This is a genomic window from Chitinophaga flava (assembly GCF_003308995.1).
GTDB lineage: Bacteria > Bacteroidota > Bacteroidia > Chitinophagales > Chitinophagaceae > Chitinophaga > Chitinophaga flava.
The window spans coordinates 2,837,882-2,857,096 of sequence record NZ_QFFJ01000001.1 but is presented as its reverse complement, the minus strand read 5'-3'; the positions used below and the strand labels follow the sequence as shown (position 1 = coordinate 2,857,096).

Annotated in this window: 12 protein-coding genes; 7 read left to right on the top strand and 5 right to left on the bottom strand. The window is 47.1% G+C overall.

What is annotated here, in order from left to right:
- Positions 1-10: 10 nt before the first annotated feature.
- The 3 genes from DF182_RS11395 to DF182_RS11385 all read left to right on the top strand — a co-directional run bounded on the left by DF182_RS11395 (position 11) and on the right by DF182_RS11385 (position 3,132).
- On the top strand, positions 11-967 hold the full coding sequence (locus DF182_RS11395; protein ID WP_113615745.1) for a YihY/virulence factor BrkB family protein: 957 nt from the start codon (positions 11-13) through the stop codon (positions 965-967).
- An 81-nt stretch (positions 968-1,048) separates the two neighbouring features.
- Positions 1,049-2,476: a glycine--tRNA ligase gene (locus DF182_RS11390; RefSeq protein ID WP_113615744.1), complete on the top strand. Its 1,428-nt coding sequence runs from the start codon at positions 1,049-1,051 to the stop codon at positions 2,474-2,476.
- Between the two features lie 56 nt (positions 2,477-2,532).
- Positions 2,533-3,132, top strand: coding sequence for a hypothetical protein (locus tag DF182_RS11385; protein WP_147243413.1), 600 nt, complete (start codon positions 2,533-2,535; stop codon positions 3,130-3,132).
- 5 nt (positions 3,133-3,137) lie between these two features.
- On the opposite strand, the gene DF182_RS11380 is transcribed toward DF182_RS11385, so the two are convergent.
- Positions 3,138-3,860, bottom strand: a complete 723-nt coding sequence (locus DF182_RS11380; protein WP_113615742.1) for a ferredoxin--NADP reductase — start codon at positions 3,858-3,860, stop codon at positions 3,138-3,140.
- Positions 3,861-4,013: 153 nt separating this feature from the next.
- On the opposite strand from DF182_RS11380, the gene mfd reads away from it, so the two are divergent.
- Together mfd and DF182_RS11370 are read left to right on the top strand one after the other, a co-directional pair.
- Positions 4,014-7,385, top strand: coding sequence for a transcription-repair coupling factor (mfd, locus tag DF182_RS11375; protein WP_113615741.1), 3,372 nt, complete (start codon positions 4,014-4,016; stop codon positions 7,383-7,385).
- Positions 7,386-7,569: 184 nt separating this feature from the next.
- The gene (locus DF182_RS11370) at positions 7,570-8,283 is read left to right on the top strand and encodes an SIMPL domain-containing protein (protein WP_113615740.1); all 714 of its coding nucleotides are present in this window, start codon (positions 7,570-7,572) and stop codon (positions 8,281-8,283) included.
- 70 nt (positions 8,284-8,353) lie between these two features.
- Here DF182_RS11370 and DF182_RS11365 read toward each other — a convergent pair whose 3' ends face one another.
- The gene (locus DF182_RS11365) at positions 8,354-11,581 is read right to left on the bottom strand and encodes a TonB-dependent receptor (RefSeq protein ID WP_113615739.1); all 3,228 of its coding nucleotides are present in this window, start codon (positions 11,579-11,581) and stop codon (positions 8,354-8,356) included.
- A gap of 349 nt (positions 11,582-11,930) precedes the next feature.
- Positions 11,931-12,389 carry a hypothetical protein gene (locus DF182_RS11360; RefSeq protein WP_113615738.1) on the bottom strand — a complete coding sequence of 153 codons (459 nt, stop codon included), beginning with the start codon at positions 12,387-12,389 and terminating at the stop codon, positions 11,931-11,933.
- Positions 12,390-12,678: 289 nt separating this feature from the next.
- Between DF182_RS11360 and DF182_RS11355 the strand changes: the two genes are divergently transcribed.
- Positions 12,679-14,004: an ATP-binding protein gene (locus DF182_RS11355; protein ID WP_113615737.1), complete on the top strand. Its 1,326-nt coding sequence runs from the start codon at positions 12,679-12,681 to the stop codon at positions 14,002-14,004.
- A 5-nt stretch (positions 14,005-14,009) separates the two neighbouring features.
- Positions 14,010-15,227: a tetratricopeptide repeat protein gene (locus DF182_RS11350; RefSeq protein ID WP_113615736.1), complete on the top strand. Its 1,218-nt coding sequence runs from the start codon at positions 14,010-14,012 to the stop codon at positions 15,225-15,227.
- Between the two features lie 158 nt (positions 15,228-15,385).
- Here DF182_RS11350 and gyrB read toward each other — a convergent pair whose 3' ends face one another.
- Together gyrB and DF182_RS11340 are read right to left on the bottom strand one after the other, a co-directional pair.
- Positions 15,386-17,365, bottom strand: a complete 1,980-nt coding sequence (gene gyrB / locus DF182_RS11345) for a DNA topoisomerase (ATP-hydrolyzing) subunit B (RefSeq protein WP_113615735.1) — start codon at positions 17,363-17,365, stop codon at positions 15,386-15,388.
- A 118-nt stretch (positions 17,366-17,483) separates the two neighbouring features.
- Positions 17,484-19,166 (bottom strand): AsmA family protein, encoded by a 1,683-nt coding sequence (locus DF182_RS11340; RefSeq protein ID WP_113615734.1) that lies wholly within the window; start codon positions 19,164-19,166, stop codon positions 17,484-17,486.
- Positions 19,167-19,215 lie beyond the last annotated feature (49 nt).

Sequence of the window (19,215 nt, the reverse complement as noted above, 5' to 3'; positions counted from 1 at the left end):
AACCTATTGAATGAACGGAACAACAGGAAAAATACAACTGTACTGGAAAGTGCTGAAAGAGTCGGCTAGCGCTTTTGTAGATGGTAAAGTGCTGAAACTCAGTGCTGCACTGGCTTACTACACTATTTTCTCCGTAGCGCCTATGCTTATCATTATCATCTTTTTCTGTGATCTGTTTCTGGGCAAGGAGGCGGTGGAAGGCAGTATCTATGGCCAGATACAGGGTCTGGTAGGCAGTGAGGCCGCCATACAGATACAGTCAATGATCCGCAATGCTACCCTGTCAAACGATATGAACTGGGCTACCATGGTGGGTTTCGTGACCCTGATCATCGGTGCTACCGGTGTATTCGCTGAGATCCAGGATTCTATTAACTTTATTTGGGGGCTGAAGTCGAAGCCCAAGAAAAACGGCCTGCTACGTATGTTGCTCAACCGGCTGTTGTCTTTTTCGCTGGTAGTGAGCATGGGCTTCATTTTGCTGGTATCGCTGGCTATTAATGGTCTGGTGGAGCTCTTTCAGAATGTGCTCTACCGGCTCATACCTACCAAACTGACCACCACCGTGATCGTATACGTGGCCAATCTGGTAGTGCCTTTCATAGTTATTACCATCTTGTTTTCTATCATCTTTAAAGTATTGCCGGATGCTCGTATCAGGTGGAAAGATGTGGTAGTAGGCGCTATTGCGACCGCAGTACTGTTTATGATCGGTAAATTCGGCATCGGGTATTACCTTGGGGCCAGCAAGGTCAGCTCCACTTACGGAGCAGCCGGTTCGGTGGTCATCATACTGCTGTGGGTGTATTATTCCGCAGCTATCCTGTATTTTGGGGCTGTCTTCACCCGTGTCTATATCCGGCATTTCGGAAGGGAAATCTATCCCAACGATTATGCTGTATGGGTAAAACAGGTGGAAGTGCCGTATGAGCGGCCTACCCAGGAAAATGAAGTAGAAGAAGGTTGAATTTGCTGCCAGTAATGGCATTACATATTATATAATAATTACAAACATATTTTCAAATTTGGCATTTATCTTTGCGCCACTATGTCTACAGATCAGAATAAATTCCAGGCGATTATATCGCATTGTAAAGAATACGGTTTTGTTTTTCCATCCAGCGAGATATATGATGGATTAAGCGCGGTTTATGATTACGGTCAGTACGGCGCTGAGCTGAAGAAAAATATTAAGGACTACTGGTGGAAGAGCATGACCCAGCTGCACGAAAATATCGTGGGGCTCGATGCTGCCATCTTTATGCATCCTACCATCTGGAAAGCATCCGGACACGTGGACAACTTCAGCGATCCAATGATCGACAACAAGGACAGCAACAAACGTTACCGGGTAGACCACCTGCTGGAGGCTTTTGCCGAAACACTGCCGGAAGCGGAAGGCAATGCCCTGCTGGCCAAAATGGACGAACTCCTGAAAGAAAACGACTTCGCAGGCCTTAAAACCCTGATCGAAGACAATAAAATTAAATGCACTGTCAGCGGTACCTGCAACTGGACAGAAGTACGTCAGTTTAACCTGATGTTCTCCACCCAGCTGGGCAGCGTAACCGATGAAGCCAATGAAATATACCTGCGTCCCGAGACAGCACAGGGTATCTTTGTAAACTTCCTCAACGTGCAGAAAACCGGTAGGATGAAAGTTCCTTTCGGTATCGCACAGATAGGTAAAGCTTTCCGTAACGAGATCGTAGCCCGTCAGTTCATTTTCCGTATGCGCGAATTTGAACAGATGGAAATGCAGTTCTTTGTACGCCCTGGCACGCAGAAGGAATGGTATGAGAAATGGAAGGAAGAGCGTATGCAGTGGCACCTGAGCCTCGGCACCGATCCTGCTAAATACCGTTTCAAAGACCACGCTAAACTGGCTCACTACGCTGATGCCGCTGTGGACATCGAATTCGAATTCCCATTTGGCTTCAAGGAGCTGGAAGGTATCCACTCTCGTACTGACTTCGACCTGAAACAACATCAGGAATACAGCAGGAAGAAAATCCAGTATTTTGATACAGAGATCAACCAGAACTATGTGCCTTACGTGATAGAAACTTCTATCGGTCTGGACCGTATGTTCCTGCAGGTGATCTGCAATGCTTACGAAGAGCAGGATCTGAGCACTCCGGAAAAAGAAGACAGCCGTGTACTGCTGAAATTACCAGCTAAACTGGCGCCGATTAAACTGGCGATCTTCCCGCTGACCAAAAAAGATGGTCTGCCTGAACTGGCCCGTGAGCTGATGACCAGTTGCATGCCGTTCTTCCACTGCTTTTACGAAGAGAAAGATGCAATCGGTAAACGCTACCGTCGTCAGGACGCTATCGGTACGCCTTTCTGCGTAACCATAGACCACCAGACCAAAGAAGATGGTACCGTTACCATCCGTCACCGCGACAGCATGGAACAGGAACGCGTTCCGCTGACCGAGGTAAGGAATATTGTTATGAATAAGATAATGTAATTCATGTAACATATCCGGGCTACAGTCGTTAAACTTCGTATATACCCCTTACCCCGATGCATATACGAATATTAATGGCTGTAGCCTTTGTTTTTTGTTGTACTACCCTCTTTGCCCAGCGCAAAAAAACACCACAACCCGACTCCCTTGTAGCAGCTGCTGACGCCAGAATATGGCCACAGGTACTGTATGGCAGCTTTTTCGGCCCTGCCTGCGGTTTTGGGCTCAACTATGATGTACGTTTTACCAGGCGCCGTACGGGTCTGGGTGCACGTGTGGGCATCGGTTTTGCCCCTGAGTACCGGGACAGCTGGTCTGACAAGCCCAGTCCTCCCCGCTGGAGTGGCAGTCCGGAGGATACTGGTCGGCACTATCTCTCTGTTCCCAACCGTCCCAGTATTTTCGGGGGCCTCAATTATGTAGTGGGGCAGCCAAATAAGAATTGTGCTGAGCTGGGTGCCGGCATGACCTATCTGTTTGGCGATTCATTATGGTTTGAAGAAGGAGCCAGCGACCGCACCCTACTGGGATGGACTGCCGCAGCATGGCGCCGGCATTTCAAGCGGCATTTTATGATGAAGATCGGGGGAATGCTGATGTTTTCGTCTAACCGGGTAACACCCAATCTGGACCTGGGTTTCGGCTACTGCTGGTAAAGCTACTACCCGTACAGTTCCTGGTGAATATCTTTCCGGTCATAGCCCATGGCTGTGATGCGTTGTTTGGCTTCATCTATCATAGCCTTCCAGCCGCAGAGGTAAAAGTTGGCGGGTTTTTTCTCTCCGGCCAGTATCTCTTCGTAGATGTTGTGTACATACCCTTTGTGGCCGCTCCAGTCTTGCTGACGGCTTAGCGTCGGGAGGTAATGAAAACCGGGTAATTGAGCTTCCAGCTGCCGCATTTCTTCAGCATATAGCAGGTCCTCTTCATAACGGCAACCGAAAATAAGATGTATTTCAGGATGTGGCAGCTGGTGCAGGTGAATGTGCTGAACCATAGACCGGAAAGGGGCTATACCCGTGCCTGTACAGATGAGGAACAGGTCTTTCTCCATGTTTTCCGGCAATGTGAATACACCCAGTGGCCCACGTAGCTGCAGGGTACTTCCTTCCTTGATCTCATTGAAAAGATAGGTGCTGCCTACCCCGCCTTCCAGTAATACGATTACCAGCTCAAATTCATTGGTGCCATCCGGATGCGAAGCAATGGAATAACTACGCCATCGTTTGTTCTTTTTTTCGTGGATGGGGAGGTCGAGGGTAACAAACTGTCCCGGCTTGAAATTAAAGCTTTCCAGCTCGGGCACACGGATCCAGAACCGCCGTGTATTGGGTGTTTCATCTACCAGCCGGGTAACAATGCCTGTATGCCATATCTCCTGCATGGAAAAATGATTTTGGTGTCATTGAATATAACAAAACATTTTGGCATTTTATCATTGAATATTTTTCCATTTGGGCAGCTACAAGGTTCCCAAAACAAATAATTAAATCTCTAAATAACCAAATAAACAAATGTTCGTATCTTTGCCACCTTCATGAATTTACAGGCTGTATTACAATTATATCAACGTGATGCTCGCCTGCAGTCGCTGGTGAAAGGCATTCAATCGCCCACCCCACAATACTTTCAGCTTTCTTCCCTCAGTGGGAGTGCAATAAATTTTGTGGCAGTTACCGCCTGGGCTAATGCAGATGCGAACCATCTCTTTATTTTGAATGATAAAGAGGAGGCAGCCTATTTCCAGAACGATCTGGAAAGTCTCAGCCAGGCACTGGACATCTTCTACTTTCCCGACTCTTTCAAAAAAACCGGACAGTTCCAGGAGCTCAACAGCAGCCACAGCATGCTGCGCACGGAAGCACTCATGAAGTTTTCCGGTGATACCGTACGGAAGAAAATATTGGTCACCTATCCTGAAGCACTCTGGGAGAAAGTGGCCGGCAGCAAGGCTTTCAGCACCAACATGGTTCAGCTGAAAGTAGGTGATGTACTGAAAGTAGATCCCCTGCTGGAAAAGATGGTAGCATGGGGCTTTGAACATACCGATTTTGTGTATGAACCCGGCCAGTACGCACTAAGAGGTGGTATCCTCGATATCTACTCTTTTGGTAATGAAAAACCTTACCGTATCGAACTCTTCGGGGAAGATATCGACTCCATCCGCCTGTTCGATCCGGAAACACAGCTGAGTGAGCGTAAACTTACACAGGTGACGCTCATCGCCAATATGGACACCCATACGGTTGACCATATGAAAACATCACTGGTGGAGTTTCTGCCCGCCAATACCATCGTATGGATGAAAGACCCGGCCTATATCCGGGATGTGGTGCAACAGATGGAACAACGACTGGACGACTGGTTACTAACCGGCCAGAAGGTAAAGGTGAACGATGATGAAGATATGACGCTTAACAGCGACGACTTCGAAAAAGCAGCCCCCCTGATGGATCAGCTGCTGCAAAAGACCACCATCGTTTTCGGCAATAAAGAATATCTCCCGGAAAATGGTATCCAACCGGAAACCATTACGTTTGATACCCAGGAACAACCGGTGTTTAACCGGCAATTCGACCTGCTCCTCAAAGACCTCGGACAACACAACAATAACAAATACTCTCTCTTCATATTCGCAGATAACCCGCGCCAGCTCGAACGCCTGCGCAGTATCTTCGAAGATCTGAAAGCTGACTTCGTCTTCTTCCCTATCCCCGTAGCTATCAGCAACGGGTATATCGATCATTCCCTGAAACTGGCATGTTATACAGACCACCAGATATTCCAGCGTTTCCACAAGTCAAGGGTAAAACAGGCCTACAACAAAAACAAGGCTATTACCATGAAGACCTTGAGGGAACTGCAGCCTGGCGATTATGTAACACATATTGATCATGGCGTGGGCGTATACAGCGGATTACAGAAGATTGAATCGGGCGGGAAGATGCAGGAAGCCATCCGTATTATTTACAAAAACAACGACCTGTTGTATGTAAATATCAACTCCCTGCACAAGATCAGCAAATACACCGGCAAGGAAGGCGTGGAGCCCCGTGTCAACAAACTGGGCAGCGATGCCTGGGACAAGCTGAAGGAAAAAGCCAAAACACAGGTAAAAGATATTGCCAAAGACCTGATACAGCTGTACGCCGTGCGTAAAGCCCAGCAGGGATTTGCACACAGTCCGGATACCTACCTGCAAACAGAGCTGGAAGCCTCCTTCATCTATGAGGATACTCCCGATCAGAGCAAGGCTACGGCCGACGTGAAAAGGGATATGGAAGGCCCCGCTCCTATGGACCGCCTCGTTTGCGGTGATGTGGGCTTCGGTAAAACGGAAGTAGCTATCCGCGCTGCCTTCAAATCCATTGTAGATGGAAAACAGGCTGCTATACTGGTGCCTACCACCATCCTGGCCTTCCAGCACTACAAAACGTTTTCAGATCGTCTCAAGGATTTCCCCTGTACAGTAGATTATCTCAACAGGTTTAAATCTTCCAAGGAAAAGAAGGAAACACTCCAACGTCTGCAGGAAGGAAAAATCGATATTATCATCGGTACCCATGCCCTGCTGAGCAAAGATGTGAAATTCAAAGACCTGGGCGTACTGATTGTCGATGAAGAACAGAAATTCGGTGTTTCTGCCAAAGAAAAACTCAAACAGTTTAAACATAACGTAGATACCCTCACGCTAACGGCAACGCCTATACCACGTACGCTGCAGTTTTCGTTGATGGGTGCCCGTGACCTTTCCATTATCAATACGCCGCCGCCTAACCGCCAGCCTATTGACACGGAAGTACAGGTCTTCAACCAGGACGCTATCCGTGAAGCGATCTACTACGAAACGGAAAGAGGTGGTCAGGTTTATTTTGTGCACAACCGCGTAAAAGGTCTCGCCGAAATGGCCGGCCTCATACAGGGCCTGTGCCCCGATCTGTCTATCGCTACGGCCCATGGCCAGCTCGAAGGACACCATCTGGAAGAAGTAGTACTGGATTTCATCGACCGTAAATATGATGTGCTGGTATGTACCAATATCGTGGAAAGCGGTGTGGATATTCCCAACGCCAATACCATCATCATTAACAATGCTCACCATTTCGGTCTGAGCGATCTGCACCAGCTCCGTGGGCGTGTAGGACGAAGCAACAAAAAAGCATTCTGCTATTTGCTCGCTCCGCCTATGAGCACCCTCACTGCCGACAGCCGTAAACGTCTGCAAACACTGGAGCAACACAGTGAACTGGGCAGCGGTTTCCAGATCGCTATGCGCGACCTCGATATCCGCGGCGCCGGTAACCTGCTGGGTGGAGAACAAAGCGGATTCATGGCGGAAATAGGTTTCGATATGTACCAGAAAATCCTGGACGAAGCCATCCGTGAACTGAAACAAAACGAATTCCGCGACCTCTTTAAGGAACAGCTGGAAGAGAAAAAAGATTTCGTCAACGACTGTACCATCGATACAGACCTCGAAATCCTTATCCCCGATACTTATATAGAAAGTATCCAGGAGCGTCTTAACCTGTACCAGGAACTGGATAATATCACAGAAGACAGCGTCCTGCAGAACTTCGAGAAAGCACTGGTAGACCGCTTTGGTCAGTTGCCCGAGCCGGTAAAGGACCTGCTCACCATGATCCGTTGCCGCTGGATGGCTATCCAACTGGGCTTCGAGAAAATGATGCTCAAAGAAGAAAACCTACGCTGCTATTTTATCAATAACCCGGATTCCCCTTATTTCGAATCTCCTACGTTCCACCATATATTAACGTATATACAAACCCGTGTGAACAACGCCAAACTCAAACAGGTAGGCAAAAACTTCATGCTGGTGGTAAACCGTATCCGTAATATGGACGATCTCTATGCTTTCCTCAAAGGCATAACTGACAGCCGTAAATAATTTTTTGTAACATTTTTTGTGTCTAACCGTTTCATTTACAAAATGAAACAGATTGTTTTTATTGCCATTTGATAAGGATGAAAAATTTTTTTCATCGCTTTTATGGAAACCTTTATTTCCTCCGCATCATGAGGGTGTTAAAAGCAACGAAAACAAATTTTTTAAATAGAAAAAACAAAGACACATGAAAAAGGTAATGTTATTAGCCGCTGGATTATTCTTCGCTCTGAGCACTTTCGCCCAACAAGCCGACAATAAACAAGTTAAAAAAATTGAGGTCAATGGTTCTGCCGAAATGGTCATCACTCCGGATGAAATCTATTTCGATATCACACTGAAAGAATATGTAAAAAGCAAAAACAAAGTAGACATCACTACGCTGGAGAAACAACTGGAAAAAGCGGTGGCTGATGCAGGTCTGCCAAAGGAAAGCCTGACCATTGAAAATATAAGCAGCTTTAACTATGAGATCATGCGTAAGAAAAAAGATCCATTGGAATTTATGGCCCGCAAACAATATCGTCTTAAACTCAACAAACTGGATAAAATTAACAGCATCCTCGGTGCAGTAGACGCAGAAGGTATTGAGAGCACCCGTATCGCTTCCTATACTTCCAGCAAAATGGAGCAATACCGTAAGGAAGTAAAGATCAAAGCTATGCAGGCTGCTAAAGCAAAAGCTGAATATATGCTGGCTGCTATCGGTAACACGATCGACGGTATCATCGAAGTACAGGAAATAAGCACCGACAACTACACTGATTTCCGCCCACAAATGCAGACTAACGTTATTATGTACAAATCTGCTGATGCTGCTGGTGAAAACTATTCTTCCGACCTCGAATTCAAAACCATCAAAATCCGCGCTGAAGTAAGAACTACTTTCGGTATCAAATAATCTAACCCCATAAAATAAAAAGAGCGCAAAGTATATACTTTGCGCTCTTTTTATTTTATGAAGCTTTATGTTAGAAGCTGTATCTCAGACCGATCTGCATCTGGTAACGGGATCCAAAGAAATCTTTGGAATAAGAAGAAGTCGGAGTATCGAATTTGTAAGTAGGATAGTTGTTTACAACTTTTCCGGTTGGTGTCAGACCTACGCTGGCAGAAGAGTTGAAGGTGTTTGGTGAGAAGTATTGAACACCCCAGTCTTTGTTCAGCAGGTTGGTAACGTTCACGATATCGTAAGTGAGTGTGAGCGTGTGCATGGTTTTACGAGGCTTGAAGTTGAAATCCTGGCTGAAGCGGAAGTCTGCCTGTGTGTTCCATGGTGTGCGACCACCGTTACGTTCAGTGAACTGACCTTTGCGGCCGTTCAGGTATTTGTCGCTGCTTACATAGTTCATGAAGTCATTAGCCTGTTGTGCAGCAGTTTTACCACCGGCGATGTCAGTGAAGAAGTTGGTAGCTTCAGCAACATCTTTCGGGATGTAAGCCAGGCTCACCTGCTGTGGTGTACCCTGGATAGTGGTGTTTACGAAACCGTAAGTATATGGTAAACCGGAAGAAGTGTTAAAGAAGGCAGAGAAGTTGGAAACCCATTTGCCTTTAGTACCCCAGTCTTGTTTGTAACCAACGGTAGCTACGATACGGTGACGGATGTCGAAGTTGGAGTAAGCCAGACCTGGATTGTTTGGATTCAGTGCCTGGTTCAGCTGCCAGTTAGACTCCATAGAGTTACGGATACCGTTGGTGAGATCTTTAGCCTGTCCGTAAGTATAGGCAGTCATGAAGTTCAGACCAAATGGGAAGGATTTGGAAATCTGACCGGTGATGCTGTAACGGTAACCTTTGTCGGTGTTAGACAGCAGGTAAGCGTTGGTGTACAGCGGATTGATTTTTTTACCGGAGAAGATTGGCTGTTGTTTGTTTACATCATATGCATAGTAGGTAGGATTGTCTACCAGGTTGATCTGTTGGAACATCAGGTCTTTCACCACTTTGGTGTAGATACCTTCGATGCTGAATTTCCATTGGTCACGGGTGTTGTATTCCAGTGCCAGGCTGCTTCTCCATACCTGAGGCATTTTGAAGTTGTTGTCGATCAGGTCTACCTGGGTAGCGCCTGCAGGATCGTTAACTTTTACACCGTTCTGAGCTGCGAAATCAGCGATACCATTGGGAGATGGTTTAGCAGCAGGCAGAGGGCCGTTAACAAACGGAGTAGAAGATTTCTGGTCGTAAGCACCGTAAGTAACACCGTTGTTGTAGTAAGCATAACCTAACCATGCGAAAGGAATACGGCCGGTGAAGAGACCTGTACCACCGCGGAGTACGAGGCTGTTGTCACCTTTGATATCATAGTTGAAGCCTAAGCGCGGAGATATCTGTACATTATTCAGGAAGTTGTTTTTGATATCCTGAGGTTTGGTGTAGGTGTAGGTAGTACCGTAGTTTGCGTCAACAGGAGCTTTAGTGGTTTTATCGCTCAGCGGTTGTTTGTTAGGAATACCGGTATAGTCTAAACGGATACCTGGAGTGATTTTGAAACGATCAGTGATTTGGATTTCATCTTGTCCGTACAGGCTCAGCAGGTTTACTTTGAACTGTGCAGGAGGATTGTTCCAGATAAAGTCGCGGGAGTTGTTGGCGTAGTTGTAGTTACCACGTACGCGGCTAGGATTATTAGCCAGGAAGTCTTCTACGCTGTTATAGTCCAGACGGCCGTTCCAGGAGTTTACAAAACCATAGGTGATGTTGTAGAACTCGTTGTGTGTACCTACAGTGATGGTATGGTTGCCTTTGAAGATGGTTACGTTGTCGGTAACTTCAAAGGTTTTTTGTTTCATGTTGAAGATACTGGCTTCGCGGTCAGTACCCAGGAAGATGGTAGAACCGGGAGTACGGCCTTTGATCTGGATCTGAGGAGTAGCAGGATCGGACAACGGATCTCTGTAATCGTGGATATTGGAATAACCCAGGATTAAGCTGTTGGAGAGGTTGTTGTTGAAATTGCTTTTCAGCTCAGCAACAGTAGAAGACTGGTTGTTCACCTGTTTGAAGTCGATACCTTTGAAACGGAAGTTCTGTTGGTCACGTTCCAGGTTGGTTGCTTCAGAAGTAATGGTGTTGTTACGAACAGACAGCTGATGTTTGCTGTTGATATGCCAGTCGATTCTGTTAAAGAATTTGTTGGAGTTGGAGTAGATGCTGGTGTTACCTGCAGTTCCTGGGTCAACGCCATAGGATTTCATCAGGGTAGTGATATCATTAGCATCTTTTTCTGTGAGAACGCCACCACCATCAGCAGAACCTGCAGCGAGGATCACCGGGTCTACACGGCGGGTAATTTCTTCGTTGGTGAAGAAGAACAGTTTGTTTTTGATGATAGGGAAACCTACGCGTACACCTGTCTGATATTCGTGGAAATCGCTGGGCAGTTTGGAACCGTCACCGATTTTGTTTTTACCGATCATGGAAGCGTTACGGCCATAACCGTATACGGAACCGTGTACTTCGTTGGTACCGCTGCGGGTTACAGCGTTTACGCTACCACCGAGGAAGTTACCTACTTTCACGTCGAATGGGGCGAGTAATACCTGTACGTCCTGGATCGCATCGAGAGATACGGGGTTAGTACGGGTGCTGCTGCCTGGCTGACCGCTGGTAGCGCTCTGTCCACCGAGGGAAGGGCTAAAGCCGATCGCGTCGTTGTTGATAGCACCGTCAACGGTTACGTTGTTATAACGGTAGTTGGTACCGAGGAATGAGTTGTTGTTGCTCTGAGGAGTTACTTTGGTAAGGTCCTGCAGGCTGCGGCTCAGTGTAGGCAGGGATTTGATCTGCTCCTGTCCTATTTTGGTGCCGCCGGTTTTGCTGCCGGTATTGCCGGTTACCACGATTTCGCTCAGCGCTGTGGATTCTTCCTGCAGTTTGAAGTTATAGCTGATAGAACCCAGTCCGAGGTTCACATTTTCTTTTACTTCTTTTTTATAGCCGATAAAAGATACAGTAATTGTGTAAGGCCCACCTGGATTCAGGTTCGGCACAATGTAACGACCATCGCTGTTGGTTTGAGTACCATTTTTGATGCCGGTGCTGGTATTTACTACCACTACGGTCACCCCGGGAATAGCCTGTCCACTTGGATCTGATACCTTACCGGTAACGATCGAGGTAGTAATCTGCGCCTGGGCGCTGTTACAAAATAGAACTACAAGAATGCTCGCTAATAGCGTGACAATTGATTTCATAAAGCCTGTAAGTATTTACAAGTGCAAAGCAACTACTCCAAAGCAACCAGAATGTTAACAGATCATTACCAAATTGTTAAGGAGTACTTAAAATGATCTTAAACTAACCATTTTGGCTTCAGAAAGGGTTTAAATAGTATTATGTTTAGCGTTTTATATGAAAAGTATGTTAAGAATCAGTCTGAAATGTACTAGCAAAGAATTGTTAAGCGAACGTAAACAATAACCTCATTTAATATAACTTTAACGTATATACGAAAATGAATAAAAGGCTGTGTTTGATAATGTTAAATTAAAAAACCCTGCCTTAAAAGACAGGGTTCGCGTTTTGCAAAAAAACGTTGATTACTTAAAAGTAGACTTTAAAAGTCCCGTCCGTTAAAGGTTTTTCTATTTCACCACTGGTTAAGGTGCCGGAGAGTGTCCCCTCCGCTTGTTTACTATTAATGCTTTCAAGTTTGATGGAGAGTGTTTTAGATATATAACCACCCTCTTTTTGCTGAATGTCCATCAGCGTCATTACCCCTGCCTGTTCATCATACGTTCCCGGCTGTACGTTGCCCGGAAAAGTGATCATCAGCTCCATATGTTTACCGAAATTATTGGTAACACCATCTATTATCAGCGTTCTTTTGCCGGCGATAACGGTATCTGTCATATAACCCTGGGTAGAATTGGACTGATAGGTGATATCTCCCAACTTAAAAGTGAAGTGGCCATCCGGTGTTGCATCTTTCTTTTTGGAACAACTGGCCATCCCTGCTCCTACGATTGCAATAACGGCCCATACGAAGACTTTTAAACGCATATTTCTGGTTTTAGTGTGCTGTCCTGCCGTACAGGTAATGGACCGGTGCTGGCAGGCAAAAGCCGTTGCCAGCTGACTTATAGGAACAAGTAGGTGTACCGGTTAGTATACGGGCATAGGGATAAATTCAGTTGCAATATATATAATATTATTTAAATTAAATAAAATAATAATAAATGATAAGGTAATATTGTACCGCGTACTAAATATGGACTGCGTCAATATTAACAATATTTTTGTGGCGTAATTCCGTATTATTACTGCTTGAGTTTAAAATATATAGCACATCATGTCATCGGAAGTTGTCAAACAATTACAGGAAGCCGTGCAGTTTTCTCCGGAAAATGTGCCTTTACGCTTACATCTCGCCCAGGTGCTGTTACAGGATTATGAATATGTGCAAGCTGAAGAACAATACCGCAAAGTATTGGAACTCTCACCCGAAAACACCGCTGCACAACTGGGACTAGCCCGTACTTTCTATCATCAGCAAAAATATTCTGCCGCCATAGTCGTACTCGAACAACTGGAACATCATGAACCAGACCACTTCGATGCGCTGTTGCTGCATTGCCGCATCCTGGTAAAGGAAAACTCCCTCCATGCAGCAAAAGATGTTTACCAGCACCTCCTGCTGCTGAATCCCGGCTTCCGTGATGAAGCGCTCGATGCGCAGTTCCGCTTACCACAACAGCAGCAAAACTTTACGCTTGATGATGAAGAGGAAGAAGATCCCGACAAGATCTTTACCATGGAGAAACCCGACATCAACTTCTCTGATGTGGGTGGTATGGAAAGAGAGAAACAGGAAATAGACCTGAAAATTATCAAGCCGCTGCAATTCCCCGACCTGTATAAGGCCTATGGCAAAAAGGCCGGTGGAGGCATCTTACTATATGGACCTCCGGGATGTGGTAAAACCTATCTGGCCAAAGCCACTGCCGGACAAATACAGGCAGAGTTTATCAACGTGGGCATCCACGATGTACTGGACATGTGGGTCGGCAACAGTGAAAAGAACCTCCATGGCCTGTTTGAACTGGCGCGTCAGCGCAAGCCCTGCGTGCTTTTCTTTGATGAAGTAGATGCACTGGGCGCCAATCGCACAGCTATGCGCAACAGCGGTGCCAGTCACCTCATCAACCAGTTCCTCGCCGAAATGGATGGTATCGCAGCCGATAACGAAAATGTGCTGATCATCGGTGCTACCAACGCTCCCTGGAGCCTCGATCCTGCCTTCAGACGCCCGGGCCGCTTCGACAGGATCATCTTCGTGGCGCCACCCGACACAGATGGCCGAGAAGCCATCCTTAAACTGCAGCTCCGCAACAAACCAGTGTCCGACGTGGATTACAAAGCACTGGCCAAAGCCACCGCCGGCTACTCCGGCGCTGATCTGAAAGCCATTGTCGATATTGCCATCGAAGATAAACTCATGGAAGCACTGGAGAAAGGTGTACCACAACCGATATCACAAAAAGAACTGGTGAAAGCCATCAAAACACACAAGCCTACCACCAGGGAATGGTTTAATACAGCCCGTAATTATGCCCTGTATTCCAACGAGGCCGGACTGTATGATGATGTGCTCAAATACCTGGATATTAAGAAATAAGATTTATGGCTGTACTCATTCAGCGTGCCCAGTTGTTGTTACAGCAAGGGCGTTATCAGGATGCACTTACCACATTAAGACAACACCTCAGTACCAGCGCCAATGATATTGATGCGCTTTTTCTGCTGGCCATTTGTTATATGGAGATGGACAAGCCTGAAGAGGCTGCCCAGGTGATCTCCAGCTCGCTCAGCTTCGCGCCGGACGACGACCGCTTTTTATATTTAAGGGCCCGGCTGGCACTCAATAAAAATCAACTCCCGGAGGCCTTACAGGCCATCAGTGAAGCGGTGGCTATTAATCCCCATCATGCCGACTACTTCGGTATGTGGAGCCAGATACTGCTGTTTAAAAAAGACTATGCACAAGCGCTGCAGAAAGCAGAAGAAGGATTGGCCGTCGACCCGGAAAACCTGATCTGTCTTAATCTGCGCTCCAATGCCCTGTTTAACCTGGGCAGAAAGGACGAAGCTTTTTCCAATTTGAATGCAGCGCTGGAACATAATCCGGAAAATGCCTATACCCACGCCAATCTGGGCTGGAAATGGCTGGAGGCCGGTGATCATGGTAAGTCGCTGGAACATTTCAGGGAATCACTGAAAATAGATCCCAGCCAGCAATGGGCTAAAGATGGGATGGTACAGGCCATGAAGGCTCACTACTGGCTGTATCGGCAATTCCTGAACTACGCATTTTTTATGGGTAGGCTGAAGGCGGGCACTCAGTGGCTGGTTATTATCGGTCTGCTGGTGCTGACACAGATCGCCAGTCAGGTGTTTTTTCCTCTATATGTGTTGTTGGCGCTGGTGGCCCTGTCCACCTGGCTGATAGTACCGGTTAGTAACCTGTTTCTGCGGCTGAATCCCTATGGCCGTTATGCACTCACGAGCGAACAAACGAAAGTATCCAACAGGGTGGGCTGTCTCCTGCTCACCGCTTTACTGGCTGCAGGCGCCTACTGGCTCACCTCCATTCCCGGACTGCTGGCGATTGCCATCTGTACCGGTGTGCTGATGCTGCCCGTAGCCAGCATGTATACACCGCAATCACCCAAAAGCAGGAAGATATTTCTCATATACACCCTGGCGCTGGCGTTTATTGGTTTGCTTGGTATTGGCTTTACCTTCCTCACCAACAATGTGGAAAATATATTCGTGGTCGTTATGCTGATTGGAATCTTCTTGTATCAGTTCCTGGCCAATTATCTTATAACAAGAGAATAACAACTGTGATTTATGTGATACTACTGATGCTCCTGATGGAGCGAAGATGAACAAAATAACAAAATAAAAGAGCCCACTGATAATGAATACCAGTGGGCTCTTTTATTTTATCTTCGCTCCATCAGGAGCATCAGTAGTATCACATCAATCAGCGGTTGTTATGCGTCGATTTTCGCATACTTAGCGTGAGACTCGATGAAGGCTCTGCGGGGAGGTACTTCATCACCCATCAGCATGCTGAATACGCGGTCTGCTTCAGCAGCGCTTTCGATGGTCACCTGTTTGAGGGTACGTCTTTCAGGGTCCATGGTAGTATCCCACAGCTGCTCTGCGTTCATCTCACCAAGACCTTTATAACGCTGTATGGTTACGCTGTCTTCTTTACCGCCGCCGGCCAGCTGGAGAGTAGCGGCTTTACGCTGTTCTTCTGTCCAGGCATACACGTGATCTTTACCTTTTTTAACGAGGTACAGTGGTGGCTGGGCGATGTAAACGTAACCCTGCTCTACCATGGCTTTCATATAACGGAAAATGAAGGTCAGGATCAGGGTGGCGATGTGGCTACCATCCACGTCCGCATCCGTCATGATAACCAGTTTGTGGTAACGGAGTTTGGTGAGGTTGAGTGCTTTATCGTCTTCTTCGGTACCGATGGTTACGCCCAGTGCGGTGAAGATGTTTTTGATCTCGTTATCTTCATAGATCTTGTGTTCCATGGCTTTTTCCACGTTGAGGATCTTACCACGGAGCGGAAGGATGGCCTGGAAGTTACGGTTACGGCCTTGTTTGGCAGTACCACCCGCTGAGTCACCTTCGACCAGGAACAGCTCACATTTTTCAGGATCGTTGTCGGAGCAGTCAGCCAGTTTACCGGGCAGGCCGCTACCGGTCATTACACTCTTGCGTTGTACCAGCTGACGGGCTTTACGGGCCGCTTCACGGGCCTGGGCTGCCAGTACTACCTTATTGATAACGGTTTTGGCTTCGCGTGGATTTTCTTCCAGGAAGGCATCCAGTACGGCAGCTACGGAACTGTCTACTACCCCCATTACATCGGAGTTACCGAGTTTGGTTTTAGTCTGGCCTTCAAACTGAGGTTCAGGCACTTTCACGCTGATGATAGCGCTCAGACCTTCGCGGAAGTCATCGCCGGTTACTTCTACCTTTGATTTCTCAAACAGTTTATTTTTATCACCATAGGCTTTGAACACACGGGTAATAGCACGGCGGAAACCGGCCACATGGGTACCTCCTTCAATGGTGTTGATATTATTAACGTAAGAGAAGATATTCTCACTGAATGCATCGTTATATACCAGGGCTACTTCCACAGCTACATTGGAGGCTGCGTCGTGGGTTTCCACATAGATAGGTGCTGGCAGCAGCGCGTTACGACGGCCATTTTTGTCGAGCATCTGGATAAACTCACGAATACCGCCTTCGCTGTAGAAGGTTTCTGTGAAGATATTACCTGCCTCATCTTTTTCGCGCTCATCAGACAGCGTGATGCGGATTTTACGGTTCAGGTAAGCCAGTTCTCTCAGACGGCCTGCCAGAATTTCTTTGTTGTAGGTCGTTTCCTTGAATATTTCATCATCTGGTTTGAAGTGAACGGTGGTACCGGTAGTTTCGCTCACCCCGATTTCCCGTACTGAATACTGAGGGATACCGCGGTGGTATTCCTGTTCAAACAGTTTGCCTTCAGTTTGCACGGTCACATGCAGCACGCTACTCAGTGCGTTTACGCAGCTGACACCCACCCCGTGCAGACCACCGGATACTTTATAGGTGTTTTTGTCAAATTTACCGCCGGCATGGAGCACGGTCATTACTACCTCCAGGGCGGAGCGTCCTTCTTTAGGATGGATGCCGGTGGGGATACCACGACCGTCATCTTTTACCCGGATAGAGTTATCCTCGCAGATCGTTACATCGATATTTTTGCAATAGCCAGCCAGGGCTTCGTCGATGGAGTTGTCCACGACTTCATATACCAGGTGGTGAAGCCCTTTGATGCCAATGTCGCCAATATACATGGCCGGACGCTTACGCACTGCTTCCAATCCTTCCAATACCTGAATACTTCCCGCATCATAACTGTTGCTGGGGCTGGGTGCTTGCACTAATTCTTCGCTCATATGTTGGTGTAAAATCTTTTAGAAATAAAATCGGTAGACAATCACGCAAAAATACGAAAAATAAGCCTTATTTCCATAAAAGAATAGCTGTTTTTGGGTGGGGAGGATGCTGCCTTTTTTATCCCAGTTTTCGCGCTCCCACGGTTTCTTTTACACCGGTAAACAATGTTTTCCACACCAGGTTGAAAAAAGACTTCTGTATATCCCTGACTTGAACAGGATAAGATACCCTTACTTTTTCCCCTTTCAGGGGATTCCTGTCCCTGATGACCATCACATTGGCGACAAGACTCATCAATCCTTTACGGGTAAAGACTTTGTGCTCTTTGTCCTGCTTCAGGATGGCTATCCGGAGGTTGTCATACAGTAAGGTGACAGTGCCGGCGGCCTTCTTTTCATCACCATGGATGTCAAAACTAAGGTCCCGGATGTTGAACGAACGGATCTCCACTTTACCCAGTGGCCGGGTGGCCACATTCAGGTCCCGGCCATTCATGTTTTTTAGCTGCCCGCTTACCTCAAATTTGCCGGAAGGGCTGTTGAGCATAAAATCAAAGCGGGCTTTTAGTTTGCCGCTTTGCATGAAAATAGCGTCCACATCGGCCACACAGTGGTTGTCACGGGCTATCACGGAATCAATATTGGTGATGTTGGTAAACCGGCCATGAACATGGCTGAAAGTCACAGTCCCTGTTTGTTCCGATACAGGGCTCAGTTCAGCATACTGAACGTTCACATTGTTACCGATCAAAGTATCAATTTTCAGGGGGAATTTCAGCTTTTGCAGTACCTGGTTGGGAAACTGACCCAGTTTATCACCGGTGGGCATGGGCAGCATCCGGTCACGGAAAACATGCAGCCTGCCGCTGCCGATATCGACCCGGCGGGCCCATACCTGTTGTTCCTGTAACAACAGCCTGGGATCGATATCGTATACGTGGATATCGTTAAACAACAGCTCATAACGGTCCTGTTGTACGCCCGTTTGCTGCTGGAAAGCCACTGGGTCATACCTGGGCTGTATTTCAAACTGCCCGATATTAAAAGTCCTTTCGGCCGCATCATAGGAAATACCCCGTACATGCATCCAGTAAAGGCTGTCCCGCGTAGGACGCATATAATCCTTCATCCCTATTTCGTAATTCCTCGCGTATAAAAAACGGGTAGGGTCGTTTAATGCTAACGAATCAATCAGGAAATCGTTGACGTTTACCCGTAGGTGACGGAATTGGTGAACAACCCGGGAAGAGTCTTTCCGGGTAAATACATATTTGAAATCGGTATTGTCCAGCTGGAGATGCCCGATGAAGATAGATTTCATCTTGGCGGATATATTTTCGTAGGCGGTGCGGGGACGGGTGGTATCTGTGACGGTGCTGTCCTGCTCCATTACGATACTGGGACCTGTCACGATCAGGGCGCCGGCATTCAGTTCTTTACCGGTGAAATACCGCCATGGCTTGAAGTGCCTGAGCCGGAGCTTTTCCACATGGATGAGGTAGATGGTTGCCGGGGCGCGATGCTCCGCCTTCATACGTTGGTAAACGGCTGTGTCCAGCGTCATGGTGGCCTGTTCCAGGGTGAGGCTGTTGGATAGTACGTTGAGCCGGAGGTCTTTAAAATGAACAGTATACAGGCTATCAGACAAATCGATCACATAGTCAGATAATTCCTTACGTAAGCGCTTGCTCCAGTGTTGGTTAAGATACCAACCGGTGCCTGATACCAGTAAGACTAATAAGGCTGCTGCAGTGAATATGATCCTCAGTACCTTGGAGCGTTTCGATTTGCTATGTTCCATCTGTGAAGAATAAACGAAAATTCACACCATTTGATTGTGACTAACCGCC